Annotated in this window: 20 protein-coding genes; 19 read left to right on the forward strand and 1 reads right to left on the reverse strand. The window is 31.6% G+C overall.

Going from position 1 to position 21127, the window contains the following annotated elements; translation table 11 throughout:
- Positions 1-60: 60 nt before the first annotated feature.
- Positions 61-255, reverse strand: coding sequence for a twin-arginine translocase TatA/TatE family subunit (locus RM542_RS02590; RefSeq protein ID WP_311349814.1), 195 nt, complete (start codon positions 253-255; stop codon positions 61-63).
- A 182-nt stretch (positions 256-437) separates the two neighbouring features.
- On the opposite strand from RM542_RS02590, the gene RM542_RS02595 reads away from it, so the two are divergent.
- From RM542_RS02595 to purD, 19 genes are all read left to right on the forward strand, one after another.
- Entirely contained in the window at positions 438-1307 is an 870-nt protein-coding gene (locus RM542_RS02595; protein WP_311384149.1) for a M23 family metallopeptidase, read from the forward strand.
- A 5-nt stretch (positions 1308-1312) separates the two neighbouring features.
- Positions 1313-2806, forward strand: a complete 1494-nt coding sequence (locus RM542_RS02600; RefSeq protein WP_311384150.1) for a GH3 auxin-responsive promoter family protein — start codon at positions 1313-1315, stop codon at positions 2804-2806.
- 60 nt (positions 2807-2866) lie between these two features.
- Positions 2867-4552, forward strand: a complete 1686-nt coding sequence (locus RM542_RS02605) for a DUF6909 family protein (RefSeq protein WP_311384151.1) — start codon at positions 2867-2869, stop codon at positions 4550-4552.
- A gap of 2 nt (positions 4553-4554) precedes the next feature.
- On the forward strand, positions 4555-5598 hold the full coding sequence (locus tag RM542_RS02610; protein ID WP_311384152.1) for a hypothetical protein: 1044 nt from the start codon (positions 4555-4557) through the stop codon (positions 5596-5598).
- Positions 5595-6638, forward strand: a complete 1044-nt coding sequence (gene rfbB, locus RM542_RS02615) for a dTDP-glucose 4,6-dehydratase (RefSeq protein WP_311384153.1) — start codon at positions 5595-5597, stop codon at positions 6636-6638. The genes RM542_RS02610 and rfbB overlap by 4 nt, the downstream gene beginning before the upstream one ends.
- 25 nt (positions 6639-6663) lie before the next feature.
- On the forward strand, positions 6664-7533 hold the full coding sequence (gene rfbA, locus RM542_RS02620) for a glucose-1-phosphate thymidylyltransferase RfbA (RefSeq protein WP_311384154.1): 870 nt from the start codon (positions 6664-6666) through the stop codon (positions 7531-7533).
- Positions 7530-8075, forward strand: a complete 546-nt coding sequence (gene rfbC / locus RM542_RS02625; protein ID WP_311384155.1) for a dTDP-4-dehydrorhamnose 3,5-epimerase — start codon at positions 7530-7532, stop codon at positions 8073-8075. The genes rfbA and rfbC overlap by 4 nt, the downstream gene beginning before the upstream one ends.
- Positions 8072-8941 carry a dTDP-4-dehydrorhamnose reductase gene (rfbD, locus tag RM542_RS02630; RefSeq protein WP_311384156.1) on the forward strand — a complete coding sequence of 290 codons (870 nt, stop codon included), beginning with the start codon at positions 8072-8074 and terminating at the stop codon, positions 8939-8941. The genes rfbC and rfbD overlap by 4 nt, the downstream gene beginning before the upstream one ends.
- Positions 8934-9431: a hypothetical protein gene (locus tag RM542_RS02635; protein ID WP_311384157.1), complete on the forward strand. Its 498-nt coding sequence runs from the start codon at positions 8934-8936 to the stop codon at positions 9429-9431. The genes rfbD and RM542_RS02635 overlap by 8 nt, the downstream gene beginning before the upstream one ends.
- A gap of 92 nt (positions 9432-9523) precedes the next feature.
- Complete coding sequence (locus RM542_RS02640; RefSeq protein ID WP_311384158.1) at positions 9524-10777, forward strand: O-antigen ligase family protein; 1254 nt, start codon at positions 9524-9526, stop codon at positions 10775-10777.
- Entirely contained in the window at positions 10767-12002 is a 1236-nt protein-coding gene (locus RM542_RS02645) for an oligosaccharide flippase family protein (RefSeq protein WP_311384159.1), read from the forward strand. The genes RM542_RS02640 and RM542_RS02645 overlap by 11 nt, the downstream gene beginning before the upstream one ends.
- A 2-nt stretch (positions 12003-12004) precedes the next feature.
- Positions 12005-13234, forward strand: coding sequence for an O-antigen ligase family protein (locus RM542_RS02650; RefSeq protein WP_311384160.1), 1230 nt, complete (start codon positions 12005-12007; stop codon positions 13232-13234).
- A complete protein-coding gene (locus RM542_RS02655) occupies positions 13231-14139 on the forward strand; it encodes a glycosyltransferase family 2 protein (protein WP_311384161.1) in 909 nt (302 codons plus the stop codon). Before RM542_RS02650 ends, RM542_RS02655 begins: the two co-directional genes overlap by 4 nt.
- A complete protein-coding gene (locus RM542_RS02660) occupies positions 14136-15200 on the forward strand; it encodes a glycosyltransferase (protein WP_311384162.1) in 1065 nt (354 codons plus the stop codon). The genes RM542_RS02655 and RM542_RS02660 overlap by 4 nt, the downstream gene beginning before the upstream one ends.
- 16 nt (positions 15201-15216) lie before the next feature.
- Positions 15217-16347: a glycosyltransferase family 4 protein gene (locus tag RM542_RS02665; RefSeq protein WP_311384163.1), complete on the forward strand. Its 1131-nt coding sequence runs from the start codon at positions 15217-15219 to the stop codon at positions 16345-16347.
- A 9-nt stretch (positions 16348-16356) separates the two neighbouring features.
- On the forward strand, positions 16357-17652 hold the full coding sequence (locus tag RM542_RS02670; RefSeq protein ID WP_311384164.1) for a hypothetical protein: 1296 nt from the start codon (positions 16357-16359) through the stop codon (positions 17650-17652).
- A 20-nt stretch (positions 17653-17672) separates the two neighbouring features.
- A complete protein-coding gene (locus tag RM542_RS02675) occupies positions 17673-18818 on the forward strand; it encodes an MraY family glycosyltransferase (RefSeq protein WP_311384165.1) in 1146 nt (381 codons plus the stop codon).
- Positions 18815-19795, forward strand: a complete 981-nt coding sequence (locus RM542_RS02680; protein WP_311384166.1) for a UDP-glucuronic acid decarboxylase family protein — start codon at positions 18815-18817, stop codon at positions 19793-19795. Before RM542_RS02675 ends, RM542_RS02680 begins: the two co-directional genes overlap by 4 nt.
- Positions 19796-19837: 42 nt before the next feature.
- Positions 19838-21109, forward strand: coding sequence for a phosphoribosylamine--glycine ligase (gene purD / locus RM542_RS02685; RefSeq protein ID WP_311384167.1), 1272 nt, complete (start codon positions 19838-19840; stop codon positions 21107-21109).
- Positions 21110-21127: the final 18 nt, after the last annotated feature.

The following is a 21127-nucleotide window of genomic DNA, read 5'->3' on the forward strand; positions in this document are numbered from 1 at the left end:
GTAGTTTAAAGAAAAATATTTTAGCAATTTTCAATCAAATTGCGGAAGGAAAGAATTGATTTAAGCCTTTGGCTCACTGCCATCTTCAAGCTTTTCATCTTCTTTGGAAGCATCTTTAAATTCTTTTATTCCACTACCAAGACCGCGCATTAATTCTGGAATTTTTTTACCTCCAAACAGAAGTAGTACAATTACCACTATCAAAGCAATTTGCCACGGACCAACAAGACCAAGAAAAATATATAAAGACGTCATAGAATCAACGGTTTTAATGAAATGTAAAAGTAATAAAAAAACACTCAAGTGTTTTGCTATCTAAAAACGTATTTCTTCAGAATAAATTGCAGTTTAGCAATGATGACATTCTGATTACTAAATGTTTCACAAAAAATGATGAGATGTTGACATATTAAAATCTAAGATTATATTTGTTGTAAATGGCGAAGAAACCCAAGAAAGGCAAAGAGATTAAGAAAAAGTTACTTCATAAGTATCGTTTGGTAATACTAAATGAAAATACTTTTGAAGAAAAAATCTCTTTTAAACTAAGCAGGCTGAATGTATTCATAAGCGCTACTTTGTTTACTATCGTTTTAATTGGACTTACGACTTTGCTTATTGCATTTAGCCCATTAAGAGAATACATACCAGGATATTCGTCTACAAAACTTAAAAGACAAGCCACAGAACTCACCTATAAGACGGATTCTTTAGTAACCGTATTAAATTATACCAATAAGTATCTTGAAAATGTTAGAAAGGTATTACGTGGTGATATTGAGAATAATGAAATAAATAGAGACTCGCTTTTTGAACGATACAAACTCGACCCTTCTAATATTAATTTAGCTCCTATACAGGAAGATTTACAGTTAAGGGAGCAAGTTGAACTAGAAGACAAGTACAATTTATTTGAAAGGAATACTGAAAATTTAGGGATTATTTTATTTTCTCCAGTGAACGGAACACCTTCTCAAGAATATGACCTGGAAAAGAAACATTATGCTATTGATGTTGTAGCTCCGCAAGGTTCACCTGTAAAATCTATAGCTGACGGCACGGTAATTTTTTCTGAATGGACAGCGAGTACAGGCTATGTTATTATAATTGAGCATAAAGATGATTTGATATCTGTTTATAAACACAATGGATCATTGAGTAAGTCACAGGGTGACATAGTGAAAGCCGGTGAGGTAATTGCCTCAGTGGGTAATACTGGTGAGCTTACAACGGGGCCACATTTACATTTCGAACTTTGGATAAAGGGCAAGCCTGTTAATCCACAAGACTTTATTGACTTTAACTAGTTTCAATGTCTATAAAATCATTTGCCGCAAAAATATTTGCAAAAAGAATTGTCAATAAAGACTCCAATTGGATTGATAATCCTATTGAGGCGCAGCAAAAAGTATTCAAAACCCTCATAACAGTAGCCAGAAGTACGAAGTTTGGCAAAAACCACAATTTTGATGATATTTCTTCACATGCAGATTTTGTTTCCAATGTACCAGTTAGAGATTATGAGGCATTAAAACCTTATGTTGAGTTTATTTTAAATGGTCAAGATGATGTACTCTGGCCAGGAAAACCAATTTATTTCGCAAAAACCTCGGGAACAACTTCTGGAGCAAAATACATCCCGATAACTGAAGAGTCTATAAAGAATCAAGTAAAAGCTTCAAGAAATGCCATTCTTAATTATATACATGAAACCGGCAATGCGGCTTTTGTTGATGGTAAAATGATTTTTTTACAAGGAAGCCCAGTATTAGAAGAGAAAAACGGTATTAAATTAGGGAGGCTTTCAGGAATTTCTGCACACTATGTTCCTAATTATCTTCAAAAAAACCGATTACCTAGTTGGGAAACTAATTGTATTGAAGATTGGGAAACCAAAGTTAATGAGGTCATTAAGGAAACAGAAACGCAAAACATGACTGTTATTGCTGGTATTCCATCATGGGTTCAAATGTATTTTGAAAAGCTTCAAGAAAAAAATCAGAAAAAAATAGGTGAGCTTTTTAAAAATTTTCAGCTTTTTATTTACGGTGGAGTAAACTACGAGCCTTATAGAGCAAAATTTGAAAATTTAATAGGACGCAAAGTTGATAGCATAGAACTTTTTCCGGCAAGTGAAGGCTTTTTTGCCTATCAAGACAAGCAGCATGAAAAAGGAATGCTTTTGCTTTTAGATGCGGGCATATTTTACGAGTTCATTAAAGCAGATGAGTTTTTTGATGAGAACCCGAAGAGATTAACCATTAAAGATGTTGAGCTTGATGTAAACTACGTTATGATTATAAGCACAAACGCTGGTTTATGGGCATATAATCTAGGAGATACCGTTCAGTTTATTTCATTACATCCATTCAAAGTAATTGTTTCAGGTCGCATCAAACATTTTATTTCTGCTTTTGGAGAACACGTCATTGCTAAAGAAGTTGAAGAAGCCATGCGTATAGCTATTAAGGCTACAGATGCTATGGTAAATGAATTTACAGTCGCTCCACAAACTAATCCTAAAAACGGATTGCCTTATCATGAATGGTTTATAGAATTTGAAAAGGAACCTATTGATGAGAATAAGTTTATTTCGATTTTAGATGAATCCATGCAAAATCAGAATAGTTATTATTATGATTTAATAGTTGGCAGCATTCTACAGACCTTAAAAATCACCAAAGTAAAACAGAATGGATTCTTAGAACTTATGAAGTCTCGCGGAAAATTAGGAGGGCAAAATAAAATTCAAAGACTTTCTAACGACCGAAAACTGGCTGAAGATTTATATCAACATCTTACTTAATAGCCATCTTAGTAATACAGAGTTTACTTTATTCATGTATTTTTGTGTCGAAATTCTGACATGGTAAGTAAAATAAAAGAAACTACTCGAGCACAAGAATCTACAAATGCCATAGAGCGACTTTATGTTACCATGCGACATCTACTGAACCGAGGTTTTTATAAACCTTCTGGTGTTTCAGGTAACGCTTTAAGAAGTGCGCTTCTGGTTTTACGACCAGAAATTTATGGCAGTGTTGCAGAAGAAAAGGGCGAGTTGAACGGATTAATTTACGTTTTAGAACGACTTCCTGAAGGCATTGAACAATGTCGTTTTATTAATCTGACATCAGATGAAGGTTTTTCAAAATCACATTTACAGCCAATTATCCCTCCTAAAAGACGTAGGAATTGTTATCGAATAGATGATGAGCAAATGAATATTGAGATTACAAGAGGTAGATCAGATATTTATGATATTCTTACCCATTTGACTTTTCTATTTATTGAGTCTACGAAAATTTGTGAGAAAGTATTTTTTGAAGAAAGTCAGACAACTATTAGAGATTGGGATAAACTTGAAGATTATGTAAAAAAAGAAAAGCCAACTCATTCTGAACGTGAAGTGGCCTTAATACATGCTGCTAATATTTTAGGCCGTTCTTTTGATGAAGTGGTAGAAGTGCATGAAAAGCTTTCTATCAAAAATGAAAAGGACCGTTTTTTAAAAATAATTTTTTGGTTAGGTAAATTGGCCATAGAAGAAGAAACAACAGGCAATAAACGAACGATTACTTTTAGTCCATTGCTCCGCGAAAGGCTTGGTCATCACATACATGGAGAACGATGGGCAGAAAAAATCAAAGAGACTTTAGCAAAACATGATTTGCTAGAAAGACCAATTCATATTATCAGTGCAAATATGCATAGTGTAATGAATTCTTTATTTGCGAAGGTAGCTTTGAAAGATGAGTTTGCTAATGCTGATTCTTTAGATATTTATGAGGCACTCAGTTTACCTCATAATGAAAATTTAAGAGAAAAAGTAGCTGGATTGGCTATGAAAAATGGTATGATTTATATTGATGATAAATCAGGAGCCAATATTGATGTTCAAATTTTTGACATTGCCAAGGTTGAAAAAGGAGCTTGTTGTTATGATTTTAAAACCGAAAAGCAAACAGCTGAAAAACCTGTTATATTTGTTATGGATTATGCTTTTGGTGAACAGGCTTATGAAACAATAGATGAACTTTTGAAGCCATATAAATTAAAAGAGAGAGCTGTTTTCATGAATGTTGATTCCCTTTCTATGATGGGCAAAGCCGGTATTTTAGAAGGAGGCAAGGGCGATTTGATGATTCCATTAGCTCATATTTTTGAAGGAACTGCCGATAATTATCCATTTAAAAATGAACTTTGCTCAGAAGATTTTGAGGGCCAAGATTTAAAAGTCTTAGAGGGTACAATGGTAACCGTGTTGGGAACATCACTTCAAAATAAAGACATACTACAGTTTTTCTATGACTCAACTTGGAATGTAATTGGTCTTGAAATGGAAGGAGTTCACTATCAAAAAGCAATTCAATCCGCATCAAAAATTAGAAAGAGCATTAAAAACGATGTAAAAGTTAGATATGCGTATTATGCTTCCGATAACCCATTAAAAACAGGTAGTACTTTAGCATCTGGAGGACTTGGCACTACTGGTGTAAAACCTACATATTTAATTACAGATAAAATCTTACAACAAATATTTAATTCTTAAAAATGGCTAATCAACCTAGTAATACTAATAATGACGAAATTGATTTGGGGCAGTTGTTTCACCTCATAGGGAAAGGGATTGACAATTTTTTCAATTTTATAGCTAATATTTTCAAGCAATTTTTTCATTTGATTGTCCTGTTTTTACTTTTTTTACAAAAGAATTTTATTGTGTTAATTGTAACTCTAATACTTGGAACTGTTGCTGGGTATTTTATGGACAAGCTCAAAACTGAGAAATTTGTATCTAGAATGGTTGTTGAGCCTAATTTTAATAGTGTACAACAATTATATAATAATATTGATTTTTACAATGATTTAGCGAAATCTAAAGACTCAATTGCATTGTCTCAGTCATTGGAAGTTACAGTAGGTCAAGCCTCAACTATAAAAAAAGTATTCGTAGATTCTTATTCAGACGAAAATCAAAAAGTAAAGTTGTTTGATAATTTTATAAGAGAGTTAGATACAACTACTGTAAAAGCACTTGATTTTCAAAGCTATCTAGAGAATTTTAATTCCATGGATGCGCGTTTTCATCAGATTTCTGTTATTAGTTCAAATAATACTGTTGCTAAGATAATCCAACCTGCAATTATTGAATCTATTTCGGACAATGACTATTTCAAACTTCAAAAAAGAATCAATGATAATAATTTAAAACTACAAGACTCAATTATTATGAATCAGTTAGTAGAAGTTGACTCTTTGCAAAAATTATATAAGACTGTTTTAGTAAAAGAGGCGGATAAGCCTATGCAGGGAACCAATATAAATTTGGCTGAAAATGGAGAATCGCAGAATAAAGAACTTGCTTTGATACAAGAGAGAAACGTACTTAAAAACCAGTTGGTTAAATTGAATGAAGAACGAGCAAATAAATCTGCCATTTTAAATGTAATCAGTGATTTTCCAGCTAGAGGAGTAAAACAAGATGGATTTTGGAATAATTACCTATTTGTTTTACCATTAGCAATGTTGAGCTTAATTTTTTGTTTTCTCGGTATAAAGGATTTAAATAAATTTTTGAAAAACTATTCTAAATGAAAATTTTAATAACAGGAGGCGCTGGTTTTATTGGCTCCCATGTGGTACGCAGATTAGTGAAATCTTACCCCACCTACAATGTTTTTAATATAGACGCACTTACATATGCAGGAAACTTAGAAAACTTAAGAGATATAGAAACTTTTAATAATTATACTTTTTTAAAAGGAGACATAATTGATGAGAATTACATAAATCAAATTTTTGATGAGCACAAATTTGATGGGGTAATACACTTGGCAGCAGAATCACATGTCGACCGTTCTATTGAGAATCCGTTAGCTTTTGTTAAAACTAATATTTTAGGAACTGTAAATCTTTTAAATGCTGCAAAACGAACATGGAAAAACAACCTTGAAGAAAAGCGATTCTATCATGTAAGCACAGATGAGGTTTATGGCTCGCTTGGACTAGAGGGACTATTTACAGAAACAACTTCTTATGACCCAAATTCTCCCTATTCTGCTTCTAAAGCTAGTTCAGATCATTTTGTCAGAGCTTATGGTGAAACTTATGGTTTGCCTTTTGTTATATCTAATTGTTCGAATAATTATGGCCCAAATCACTTTCCAGAAAAATTAATTCCACTTTTTATAAATAATATAATTGAAGGTAAGTCTTTGCCGGTTTATGGCGATGGCAAGTATACTCGCGATTGGTTATTTGTTGAAGATCATGCAGCAGCCATAGATTTAGTATTTCATAAAGGGATTAATCATGAGACTTATAACATTGGCGGTTTTAATGAATGGAAGAATATTGATTTGGTAAAATTGCTTTGCCAAATTATGGATAGAAAACTTGGAAAGAAAGAAGGAACTTCAGAGAATCTTATAAAATATGTTAAAGATCGACCTGGTCATGACCTAAGATACGCTATAGACGCAAGCAAAATCAATAAGGAGTTAGGTTGGAAACCTTCTGTTACATTTGAGGAAGGTCTTGAAAAAACAGTTGATTGGTTTTTAAAGAATGAGAATTGGTTAAACAATGTAACATCAGGAGAATATCGAGAATATTATGATAAGATGTATTCTTAAACAAATGAATAAAAATAATTAAGAGATGAAGGGAATAATTTTAGCAGGTGGCTCAGGAACAAGACTCCACCCACTTACTTTATCGGTAAGTAAGCAATTGATGCCTATTTATGATAAACCTATGATTTACTACCCTTTATCAACATTAATGTATGCAGGGATTAAAGAGGTTTTAATTATTTCTACACCAAAGGATTTACCATTATTTAAAGAATTATTGGGTGATGGTAATAAATATGGTTGTAGTTTCTCCTATGCCATACAAGACGCTCCCAATGGTTTGGCTGAGGCGTTTATTATAGGCGAGAATTTTATTGGTAATGACAAGGTAGCTCTGATACTTGGTGATAATATATTTTATGGCTCTGGACTTGCTAAATTATTACAAGCGAATAATAACCCAGATGGAGGTGTAATTTATGCCTACAGGGTTCATGACCCAGAACGTTACGGTGTGGTTGAATTTGATGATAATGGAAAGGCAATTAGTATAGAGGAGAAGCCTTTAGAGCCTAAATCAAATTATGCGGTGCCTGGAATTTATTTTTACGACAACGATGTTGTGGAAATAGCTAAAAATATTCCTCCTAGCCATAGGGGAGAATTAGAGATTACTGATGTGAATAAGATATACTTAGAAAAAGGAAAACTTAGAGTTAGTATTTTAGATAGGGGCACAGCTTGGTTAGACACAGGAACTTTTCAATCTTTAATGCAAGCCTCTCAATTTGTTGAAGTAATCGAAGAGCGACAGGGGCTTAAAATAGGCGCAATAGAAGGCGCTGCTTATGAAATGGGCTATATTAACAAAGAACAATTTAAATTATTGGCAAAACCCCTTATGAAAAGTGGTTATGGCAAGAATTTATTGGGAATACTAAAGAAAAACAAATGACTTTTTATGAAACGAAGCTCAAAGGTTGTTTTATTTTACAGCCAAATGTTTTTAATGATGAACGGGGCTATTTTTTTGAGTCATTTAATAAAGAAAGGTTCAACAAGGGAATAGGAGCTAGGGTTAATTTTGTTCAAGACAATCAGTCATTTTCTACAAAAGGAGTGGTTAGAGCTATTCATTATCAACTTAGAGAACATGCACAAGCAAAATTAGTCAGAGTGCTAAGCGGGAGGGTATTAGACGTAGCTGTTGATTTACGAAATGACTCCCCCACTTTTGGAGATCATATTAGTATTGAGTTGAGTGATGACAATAAAAGACAGCTTTTTATTCCTAGAGGCTTTGGCCATGGATTTGTAACACTTTCCGAAACAGCTGAATTCTTCTATAAATGTGATAACTATTATAATAAAGAGGCAGAAGGAGGAATTATTTATAATGATGATACCTTAAAAATTGACTGGAAATTATCTCATGATGAAATCAAGGTTTCAGAAAAAGATTTGGCATTACCAAAATTAAGCAAAGCTAGATTATGAAAAATGTTCTTGTTACAGGTGGAAAAGGACAATTAGCAACTTGTATAAAAGACATTGTAAAAGATAATTTAGACAATAATTGTAATTTTATTTATGTAGATATAGATGAACTTGACATTACCAAAGCGGGAAAGGTAAATACTTTTTTTAAAAATAATAATATTACCCATTGTATAAATTGCGCGGCATATACAGCGGTTGATGATGCAGAATCAAATGAAAGCCTTGTTGAAGCTGTAAATGTAACTGGAGCTAAAAATTTAGCAATAGCATGCAGTGATAGTGGTGCTATTTTAATACAAATCTCTACTGATTTTGTATTTAACGGGAAACAAACTAGTTTTTATGATGAGGAAGACCTAGAAAACCCTTTAGGGGTTTATGGTCTAACAAAATTAAATGGCGAAAAAGCAGTATTAAAGTACCTAAAAGAGAATTTTATAATTAGAACCTCTTGGTTATATTCTGAATACAACCATAACTTTCTGAAGACGATGTTAAGACTTGGTAGGGAAAGGGATAAATTAGGAGTAGTTTGTGATCAAATAGGCACCCCAACATATGCTAATGACTTAGCTAGTATAATTGTTAAAGTTATTATGGAGGAGAATTTACCTTATGGTATTTATCATTATAGCAATGAAGGTGTTGCTAGTTGGTATGATTTTGCAAAGGCCATATTTGAGGAGAGTAAAATACAAGTAGATTTATCGCCAATAAAATCTGAAGCATATCCAACACCAGCAGAACGGCCCAAGTTTAGCGTATTGGATAAATCAAAAATCAAAAAAGAACTAAAATTAGAAATTCCGTACTGGAGAGATAGTCTTATAAAATGTATTTTAAAAATTAATGACAATGACTAGAAGGCAACTAATGTATTTGCTTATTTACATTATGATGTTTTCTTGTAACTTTTCTGAGAAAAAGGGAGAGAAAACTACTTTAAAAATTAATCTAGAATTTAGAAAAGATGATAAAATACAACTTTTTTATACAGAACATCCATTAGATAACTTTGTCGAAAAAAAATCTAAAACCCTGAACATCAAAGGCCAAGATGGAATTCAGGAATTGATTTTTAATTTTCCAGAAGAGATTCATCCTTTAAAAATAAGAATTGATTTGGGAGATAATCAATCTCAAAATATAATAAAAATTCAAACTATTGTTATCTCTAAGGATGATGAATTTATAAGAATAAACAGCGATAATTTTAGCAAGTATTTATTGCCAAATGATTATGTTGTTCACATAGAATCTTCCAGTGATTTCAAGCTTGATGCTAAAAAAGAGAATTATGATCCATATTTACTTTCTACCTCCTTATTGATTAAGGAACTTATTGAGCTATAATAGAACTGATATTGGAAATTAATATACATGTCATTAGATATAGAAAAAAAATCGTATTTTTTTTATTATTTCTACTTGCTCTTTTTCCAATATTGCCATATAGCATTATCTCCATCATAATTGTTGCATTTACCTTTTTTAGTATTTGGTTATTTTGGGATGAAGGATTAGATAATTTTAGACTCCATGGCATTGCCCCTTTTCTTTATAACTCAGGGTTTTTTATATTACTTTGTTTAACCCTTTTTTATTCAGAAGATTATGGTCAAGGTTTAAAAACATTACAGGCAAGTATATCAATTTTAATACTTCCAATTGTGTTGATTTATTTTCAGCCAAAATACCTTGAAAGAGAACGAAACCTTATTTATATAGTGTTTGTTGGGGCGAATTTTCTATACGTTCTCTTACTAATAAATTACATGTTTGATAATGTAACGGAGTTTTGTTATCCAGAACTTAGCGAGCTTAGTATATTTCAAAAGTATTATTATGCTAAAGATGTGTCTTTTGATTTTTTACTTTGGTGCTCTGAGAATGTTAATAAGACATACCTTTTTGTTCACAAGGCATATATTTCATTAAGTTTTCTCTTCGCAAGTATATTGATAATTCACATGTTATCTAAAGGAAAAAATCCCAACTATGGAAAAATTCTATTGATAATTGCCTTAATTACATTCCTCTTTTTTGTAGTATATGTATACTCTATTATGAATATATTCTTAATGGCCGTTTTGTTACCTCTTTTTGTTTTTTTTAATCTTAAGAAAAGGAAGTTTTTAAAAATGTTCATTTCATCCTATATTATGCTTTGTTGCATTTTCATTTGGAATATTGGTTTAAAAGGGACGACAGGCTCAAAAATCAAGGCTTTTCAGGCTCAAATAGAGCTTTTAAAGAAGGAAAAGCAGAACGATGGAATATTGGAAAGAGGGCTGTTAAATGAATGCAACGCTGCCTTAGTAAAGAATAATTGGGTTTTTGGAATTGGAATTGGTGATGTTCAAACCAAATTAGGGGAGTGCTATGTTGAAAAGAAAGAAGAAAATGATTATTTCCAAAAAGCATTTTTCAATAAGATGAATTCACATAATTACTACTACTTGTTACTTCAAAGTGGGGGTTTGTTTTTGCTAATTTCATTTTTAATTTTTGCTTTTTATAACATTAAACTTAGCATAAAGCACAAACACTACACTTATTTGTTTTTTTTAATCTTAATTATGTCTAATCTTTTTACAGAAAATATGCTATCTAGAATGTATGGGGTTGTGTTTTTCTCGTTATTCAACAATCTATTTTTTGCAGAAATAATTGAAAAAAGAAATATAAATGGAGGTTAATCGCAAGTATTTTCTTGAAAAAAACTTTTTAATTTATTTGACAGGAAAAGGGGCTTCAGCTTTAATTTCCATTGCGTCTATTCCATTGTTTATAAGATTATATGGAGCGGCTAATTATGGTTCTTTTGTGCTGATATATTCATTTTTTCTTATGGCACTATCATTGTCCAACGGCTGGATAAATCAAGCAATGATTCGTTTTTTTCATGCAGATGAGAATCAATATTATTTTTTAAAGGATCTTAAAAAGCTTACTTTAATTTCAGCCTTAATAATAGGAAGCATACTAGTCTGCTTACTTTATTTTAAATACAGTGGGATTACAACACTGATAATCATTTTTCTTTGTTTTATACTTGGAAGTATCTATACATTTAAATTAGTAGAAAACCAAACTGTTATGCAACCTAAGAATGTTGTATTCGCTGAGGTTTTAAGGCTATCATTTTTTTTGGGCATTCCTTACCTACTTTATTATTTGGATTGGGGGACATTCATGTATCAATTGTTCTTTGGAATTCTTTTAGGTTATACTGCTGCATATCTTTTTTTAAAATCAAAAGAGAAAACCTCTTTTGTATCAGAAAACAGAAAAAAAACAAGCATTAAAGAAATAGCAACCTATGGGATACCATTAAGCATATGGATGGTTTTTTCACCTACTACTAATGGTGTGGACAGGTATTTAATTGAATATTACTTAGGCGCAATTGCATTAGCGCAATATTCAGCCGTTTATGACATAGTTTTTAAGGTTTTTTCTCAACTTTCAATACCATTAAATAGTATAGTTCAACCGCTCTTAATGTATGCTCATAACAAAAAAGAGAATAAAATCTTTAGTAAAACCATTGGGAAAGCAGCTCTATATCTTTTGATTATTTTTATTGTGATTTTTTCTTTCTTTATTTTCTTTAAAGAACTGATTATCGTTCAATATCTCGGATTTGATGATAGAGAGGTTATTAACCAGCTAAAACTTGTATTTGAACCACTAATTATTAGCAGTTTTATTTGGCAGATAGGTATATTACTTCAAAAGAGATTAGAAGTTCAAAATAAGACGCTTACTATGGCTATTTTAATGTTACTTTCAGTCTCCTTGTCAGTATTGGCATCTATTTGGTTGATTCCTATTTATGGCTTTATTGCATCAGCTTATTTAATGTTGTTGACAAGTATATTGTATTCTAGTATGGTTTTATTTATGATTTATAGAAAGTGAGAATGGATAAGAATCTTTTGTTGGGGTTAATTGAGAAGCAGTTTTTGTTTCTCTTTCCGTTGACGGTAATTTTTTTTAGTCCAACTAAATACTTTTTAGGCACCTTATCTTTACCTGATATCTTTATTTACGTTCAGCTAGTTGTTTTTATTTTTTATGCCCTTTTAAAAAACAGTTTTGTTTTAAATAAGGCAACAGTTTTATTTGTGGTGCTAATTATATTCTCTTTTATAACACTAGTTATTAATGAAAGTATTGATTTAACCTCTAAGTTTAAATACCAGCTCAGATGGTATAACTATTTTTTTGCATTTTTATTTACGATTAATTATATCAACAACATCAACTTCGGTAGTTTAAAAAAAGGAGTTTACTTGGCTACTTTTTTAGTCTGTATTTATGGAATTGTGCAGACTGTTTTTATTAAACAAATGTTATTTACCATATTTTGGATTGACAATTTTCCAGATTATATAACCCAATCTTTTAGAACTTATTCTACATTTGATAATCCCCTTAATTTATGTTCGTTTTTAGCATTTCCTCTCGGATTACTTCAATATGAAGAGGTCAAAAAATTAAAGTTGAAAGTGCTTTTAGTTTTGATTTATGCAACCCTAATATTAACTGGGTCAAAAATCGCCTTAGTTCTTATTTTGGTTACCTTTTTAATCTATTTTAAAAAACACATAAAGACTATTATATATTCTTTAATCGCCGCACTATTGGTATTTTTTGTTCTTAGTAAAAACTTGGCATTTCAAGAGTTAGTAAAAACGACTAAAGTTTATGAAAGAATATCTGACCCTAAAATATTTGAGGGTAGTCTTAATCAAAGAAAATATATGCTGGAAGCCTCAATTCAAATGATGAAGGATAATCCAATTTGGGGAATTGGCTATGAAAATTTCGGAAAGGTTTATTTAAATGGATATAAGAATGAAAAGGCGGATAATGATGAGCAGTTTTTTACTGCAGAAAATTTTTTCCTTGATTTTCATTTAGACAATGGATTAATTCCTTTATTGATAATATTGCTGTTTTTAGCAGGAGTGTTTTTGATCTATTATATGAAGAAAGATTCCTTTAATAGTCAGTTAACTTTTCCAATAATACTTTATTTAATTACAGGTATGATTATGAGCGCTAGAAGCACACCATTATTATTCACATTTTTCTTTTTTCTTGCAGCCTATTTTAGGTTAAAACCAAAAATGGTGATCAACCTATGAAAGCTGAGATAGACATAATTATAGTTAATTTTTACTCTGAGGAACTGATAGAAACCTGTGTAAAATCAATTCAAAATTCAGATTTTGAAAACTATAATATTATAATAGTTGACAACGGATCTGATACAGAAATCTTATCAAACCTTACAAATGATAGGATTAAAGTTTTAACAAATAATGAAAATAAAGGTTTTGGGCATGCCTGTAATTCAGGTACTAGAGAATCAGAAAGTGAAATTATATTGTTTTTAAATCCGGATACTCAGGTCAATAAAGACACCTTAAAAAATACAATATCATTTTTGACAAATAGATCTGAAATTGCTGTTATGGGCTGTCAGCAGACGGATGGACAGGGAAGCATCCATAAAACATGCGCCCGATTTGTTACTCGAAAGAATTATTTTGTTAAAACACTAAAACTTAATAAGCTATCAAAAAATATTTTTAAAAGTTATAGGATGGTTGATTGGGACCATAAGACATCTAGAGAAGTGAATCATGTAATGGGCTCTTTTTATGCTATAAAAAGAAGTCTATTCAATGAACTTTCCGGTTTTGATGAAGACTATTTTGTGTATTATGAAGATTTAGATTTATCGAAAAGAGTATATAATGCTGGAGGTAAAATTTATTTTAACTCTGAAATAAAAATATACCATGAGACAGGTGGCACATCAAAAAATATTAAAGCACAACGGCTTTTTTATTCATTAGATGCTCTGCTTACATATTCATCAAAGCATCTAAAAAATTCAAGTTATATTCCTATTTATTGCTCCGTATTGTTTTTAGAACCTATTTTTAGATTGGGAATTGCCTTATTAAAATTTAATAAAAGCGAAATTTTAAATACTTTAAAAGCATTTAGGCTGCTTTATATAAAAAGACTTTTAAAAAGATGAGTATTATATTCATGCCAAAATATACTGAAAAGGCCGCTAGCAGTCGCTATCGAACTTACCAGTATTTAAAATATTTCGACCAGAAAGAATTTAAGGTTTGCCCTCTTTTTGATGATTCATATGTTCCAGCAAAACATATATATGGCAAACAATCAAAGTCATATATAATTAAGCGGTATTTGCTAAGAATGGGAGTAATGTTGAAAATTTCAAATAGCGTTATTTTTTTAGAGAAAGAGTTTTTCCCTTACCTGCCTTTCATGCGATTAATTTTTAAATTAATGAAAGTCAAATATATAGTTGATTATGATGACGCCATTTTTCATAGATACAATCAAAATAAAAATATTTTTATTAAAGCATTTTTTAAAAATAAGATAGCCAATGTAATTAAAAATGCAAAAGGCGTTATAACAGGTAGCCCCTATCTTACCGAATACGCTTTGAAATTCAATAAAAATGTTTTTGAAATCCCTACTTCAATTGATTTTTCTCGCTATGAAAATGCCGCAAAGAGCAGCAATGTTGCTAACAAATTTATTATTGGTTGGATAGGTTCAAAAACAACTTCGATTAATTTAATTCCATTAATCCCAGTTTTTAAAGAGTTAAGTTTAAAAAGCATCCATTATGAATTGAGGTTTATTGGTTTTGATACGGAGCTTGAAAACAAGTTTAAAGGACTTCCAATTAGATTTATTAAATGGAGTAAATCCATAGAGATTAAAGAAATAGCAAACTTTTCATTAGGCATTATGCCATTGGATGATAATGACTTCAATAGAGGTAAGTGTGCTTTTAAATTGATTCAATATATGGCTTCTGGTGTTCCAACAATTTCCACACCATTCGAATCAAATAAAAAGGTTGATAGGGGCAACGGCAATCTTTTTGCTTCTACTAATGATGAATGGCTAAATTGTTTTGAAAGAGCTTACCGCAACCCCGAGGCATTTAAATCAGTTGGGTTTAAGAATAGACTTACTGTAAAAGAGTTTTATTCAATTCAATCAAACTCAAAACATCTTTTGGAATACATCCAAAAGATGCAGTCTTCATAGTTTTTGATTTTTAAATATGAAAAAAATATTTATTCTAGTAAATGTTGATTGGTTTTTTATTTCTCATAGATTGTGTCTAGCAGAAGAAGCTCTAAAAGATGGCTGGGAAGTATACGCTGCTGCTGGAGATACTGGAAGATCAAAAGAAATTGAGAATACGGGAATAACTTATTTTCCGCTTCCAATGAGTAGGTCTGGAATGAATATTTTTAATGAGTTAAAAACATTTAGGCAGATTTATACTTTATATAATAAAATAAAACCCGATGTAGTGCATCAAGTTGCTTTGAAACCAATTGTATATGGTTCTTTTATTGCAAAAACGATTAATATAAAAGGTGTGCTTAACTCATTTAGTGGCTTAGGATATGTTTTTACAGATAACCGTAAGAGTATTGCTCAGAGCTTAATTATTAAGCTTATGAAGTATAGTTTTAAGCGACCGAACACTCAATTTATATTTCAAAATAAAGACGATTTTTTAGAACTTTCGAATTTTGGAATTTTTAATGAATCAAATATGATTAATTTTATAAAAGGTTCAGGAGTTGATTTAAAAAAATTTAGTTTCGTCCCACAACCTAATAATAGCAAGATTCAAATATTGTTTGCTTCTAGAATGTTATTGGATAAAGGAATTGATGAGTTAAGAAGAGCGACAGAATTATTGAAAGACCGATATTTTCAAAAGGTAACATTCATATTAGCTGGGATGATTGATGAAGAAAACAAGGCAGGTGTTTCAGAATCATATTTATTAGACTGGGCAGACAATAGCTATGTGAAATGGATTGGTTTTCAAAAAGATATGATTAGTCTTGTTTCAAGTTCTGACATTGTTGTTTTGCCTTCATATCGAGAAGGAATGCCCAAGTCTTTAATTGAAGCATGCGCAATAGGAAGACCAATTGTAACCACTAACGTCATAGGATGCAGGGAGTGCGTTATAGAAGGAGAAAATGGATTTTTAGTTCCAATTAAATCTTATGTTGAACTTGCAGAAAAATTAGAAATTCTTATTCTTAATAAGGCAATGAGAGTATCAATGGGCGCGAATTCTAGGAAAAAAGCAGAAGAAGAATTTGGATTAAAAAAAGTAGTTAATAAACATTTAGAGATATATTCAGACTTACTTGAGAAAGTATAATAGATAATTATGGATAAAAAAATTATTTTTTTAGGCTTGAACGAACTTAATTTTGAGTACATAGAATATTACATTGACAAAGGGTTTTTACCTAACATTGGTAAAATTATAAATAAACATGGTTATCAGGAAACAGCATCAGAATCTGAATACAAATTATTAGAGCCTTGGATTCAATGGGTTACGATACATACTGGAAAGACCTTTAAGGAGCATAATATTTTTAGGTTAGGAGATATAGTAAACAATAAGGATGTTAAACAATTTTTTGAATTAATTGAAGACAGGGGCTATAGCGTTGGTGCAGTTAGTCCATTTAACGCTGATAATAGGCTTAAAGACCCTTCTTTTTTTGTACCCGACCCTTGGACAAAGACGGAAGCAAGTGGAGAAAAATACCTTAAAGCAGCGGCCAAAGCAGTATCCCAAGCCGTAAATGATAATGCTTCTGAAAAGATATCTCTGAACTCCATTATATCTTTACTTATTGGATTTATTAGAACTGTTCCCATTTCTAAATATTCTCAATATTTAAAGCTTGCAAGCCAAATCAAATCTAAAGTAGGTATTAAGGCTATATTGCTCGATAAATTATTAGGAGATTTTTTCATAAAATCTTGGAGCCAAAAAAAACCAGACTTTTCCCTTTTGTTTTTAAATACCGGAGCTCATTTTCAGCACCATTACATGTTTAATTCATTGGCTTATAAGGGTAAATTAAAAAACCCTGAATGGTATTGCCCAGAATCTCAAGACCCTCTTTTATTGATTTTGAAAGAGTACGATATGATAATTGAACGATTACTTAAAAAAGGCACTAGAATTATTATTTGTACAGGACTACATCAGAAGCCGCATAGTAAGAACACATATTATTGGAGACTAAATGCACATAAAAATTTCTTAGAGGAGGAAATGAAAATTAAGGGTATTAAGGCTGTTACGCCAAGAATGTCAAGAGATTTTCTTATTACCTTTGAGTCAAAGGAGCAGGCATTAGAAGCCCAAAATGCTTTGGAAGAATATAAGGCCAAGAAAGATAATCAAAGAATATTCGAAGTTGATAATAGAGGCTTTGATCTTTTTGTGGAATTGATTTATGCTGATGATATACAAAATTTATTTGAAATCGTTGGAACCAAAACAATTTCTGAATTTAAAAAACATGTATCATTTGTTGCGATTAAGAACGGAGAACATGATGGTATAGGATATTATTTAGATACTCAGTTTGTTAAGAATAAATCAAAAGAGCGAATTCCGCTTAAGAATGTATTCGAGAAAGTAATGAATACCTTCCCTTAAACTAATGTAAATGAATTAGTATGATTTCCATTCTTTTCTTTATTGGATCATTTTTGCTTACATATTTGGCCTTACCCTCCATTATAAAGCTTGTTGAGGATAAACGTCTTATGGACAATCCTAATAGTAGAAGCTCTCATAAAATTAAAACTCCAACTTTAGGTGGAATAGCATTTTTTATTACCTTAATTTTTGTTCTTTTCTTTTTAAGATCTTGGGAAATTAATGACGAAGGAATATATATTATTCCGGGTTTGACCATTTTGTTTTTTATAGGCTTAAAAGATGATTTGGTAGTTCTTTCTCCATTAACTAAGATAATTGCTCAAATTTTAGCCGTAAGTTTTGTTTTATCCAATGATAGTTTTATGATTGAGACTTTTAATGGATTCCTCAGAATAAACGAGATACCTTATTATGCCTATCTGGTTATAGGATCATTTATAATGATTACCATAATAAATGCATATAACCTTATAGATGGGATAGACGGTTTAGCATCAATCGTAGGCATAGCCATTTTAATTCTTTACACAACAATATTTTATATAACAAAACAATATTTTTTCGCTTTACTATGTGTTAGTCTAAATGGTAGTTTAATGGCGTTTTTTGGGTACAATACTTCTACCTCTTCTAATAAAAAAATATTTATGGGAGATACAGGTTCCTTGATTGTTGGTTATATAATAAGCATATTAACCATGAAATTTCTAGCTTTACCTGCCGAGTCATATGATGAATTGCCTTTTCTTTTGGAAAATGTTCCTTTAATAGCTATCAGTATAATTATTGTCCCACTTTTTGATACAGCTAGAGTATTTGCCATTAGATTGGCAGATAAGAAGAGTCCTTTTTCTCCTGATAGAAATCACATGCACCATGTAATTGTTGACTATTTGAATTTGTCGCACAGACAAGCTAGTTTTTTAATAGGAGGAGGGAATATATTTTTTGTTGTCCTTTTTGTGATATTAGGAAGTACAGCTAAGAATTTGGGCATGGTAATTATGTTAGTTTCAGTTTCATTATTTATCGGATATATTTTATTCAGATACAATTACAGTTTTAAGGTTTTGAAGAAAAAAATAATCCTCAGGAATTTATTTGAAAAGCTTACTTTAAAGTCAAAGAAGAACGATAAAAAAGGAAATATAAAAGATTGAAAAAAATATTAATAACTGGAGCAGCGGGTTTTCTTGGATCTCATCTTTGTGATCGTTTCATTTCAGAAGGGCATCATGTAATAGGCATGGATAATCTTATTACAGGTGATATCAAAAATATTGCCCATCTTTTTCCTTTAAATCGCTTTGAATTTCATCATCATAATGTTTCGACTTTTGTTCACTTGGAGGGCAAACTTGATTATATATTGCATTTTGCGTCACCGGCAAGCCCTATAGATTATTTAAAAATACCAATTGAGACGTTGAAAGTTGGTTCTTTGGGCACCTTGAATTTATTGGGCCTGGCCAAAGAGAAGGGAGCAAGAATTCTGGTAGCTTCCACCTCAGAAGTTTATGGGGATCCTTTAGTACACCCTCAAAATGAAGAGTATTACGGCAACGTGAGCCCCATTGGTCCTCGTGGGGTGTATGACGAGGCAAAAAGGTTCATGGAGTCTATTACAATGGCCTATCATCGCCACCACGGACTTGACACCCGAATCGTACGCATCTTCAACACCTATGGCTCTAGAATGCGTTTAAATGACGGACGTGTTGTGCCAGCATTTATGGGTCAAGCTTTAAGGGGAGAAGACTTAACTGTTTTTGGTGATGGTTCTCAAACCAGGTCATTTACATACATTGATGATCAAGTAGAGGGTATTTTCCGATTATTAATGAGCGATTACGTTGAACCTGTCAATATTGGAAATCCGGATGAAACAACAATTAAAGAATTTGCAGAAGAAATTATTAAACTAACGGGCACTAATCAAAAGATTGTTCATAAACCTTTGCCAAAAGACGACCCTTTGCAACGACAACCCGATATTACCAGAGCTAAAGAAATTTTGAATTGGGAACCAAAAGTTCATCGTTCAGAAGGTTTAAAAAACGTCTTTGAATATTTTAAATCTTTATCTAAAGAAGAATTACAAAAAAAAGAACATCGTGATTTTACTAAGAATTCATGAAGTAAGACTTTTTCAAATCCTATTTTTACCAAAATTTAAATAATGAATATCCTTATTCTAGGTTCAGGTGGTCGTGAGCATGCATTAGCATGGAAATTAGCCCAAAGCCCAAAGCCCATTAATCTTTATGTTGCTCCCGGTAATGCAGGGACTGATGTTATGGCAGAAAATATTGCAATTTCAGTTAATGATTTTGAATCTTTGAAGGACATCGTTAAAGAAAAAGAAATTGAAATGGTCATTGTTGGACCAGAAGATCCACTGGTTAATGGGGTTCATGATTTCTTTTTAAATGATAGCGAATTAAAAGATGTGCTTGTGGTTGGCCCACAAAAATTGGCAGCTACACTTGAAGGGAGTAAAGAGTTTGCCAAAGAATTTATGATGCGCCATCATATTCCAACAGCGGCTTATCAAAGTTTTGGGAAAAATGATGTAGAAGACGGGTATAAATTTTTAGAATCTTTGCAGCCTCCTTATGTATTGAAGGCAGATGGGTTAGCCGCAGGTAAGGGAGTCTTAATTTTAAATGATTTAAACGAAGCAAAACAAGAATTAAGAACAATGTTGGTCGATGCCAAATTCGGAGTGGCTAGTAGTAAAGTAGTAATTGAAGAATTTTTAGATGGGATTGAGCTGAGCTGTTTTGTGCTTACGGATGGATTAAATTATAAAATATTACCTGAGGCCAAAGATTATAAAAGAATAGGCGAAGGTGATAAAGGACTAAATACAGGTGGGATGGGAGCTATTTCGCCTGTTCCTTTTGCAGATAAGCCCTTTATGCATAAAGTAGAAGAGCAAATTGTTAGACCTACCGTAGAAGGCCTTAAAAAAGATAATATTCCATACGTTGGATTTATTTTTATTGGACTTATCAAGGTAAATGGTGATCCTAAAGTAATTGAATATAATGTGCGTATGGGCGATCCAGAAACTGAAGTGGTGATACCTCGAATAAAAAATGATTTAGTTGACCTTTTCCATTCTCTTAAAACACAATCATTGAATCAAATAGACTTAGAAGTTGATGAAAGAACCGCGGTTACTGTAATGACTGTTTCTGGCGGTTATCCTAAGGCCTATGAAAAAGGTAAAGAGATAACAGGGCTAGATACTAAGAACGAGTCAATATTATTCCATGCCGGAACAACAAGAAAAAATAATAAAACCGTTACAAATGGAGGACGAGTAATAGCCGTAACATCATATGGAAAGGACTTCAAAGAAGCATTAACAACTTCATATGGTAATTTAGACCTATTTGAGTTTGAAGGCAAATATTACAGAAAAGATATAGGTTTTGACCTATAACAAGAATTCCAATAAATC

The sequence above is a fragment of the Croceitalea sp. P059 genome, from assembly GCF_031846365.1.
GTDB lineage: Bacteria > Bacteroidota > Bacteroidia > Flavobacteriales > Flavobacteriaceae > Croceitalea > Croceitalea vernalis.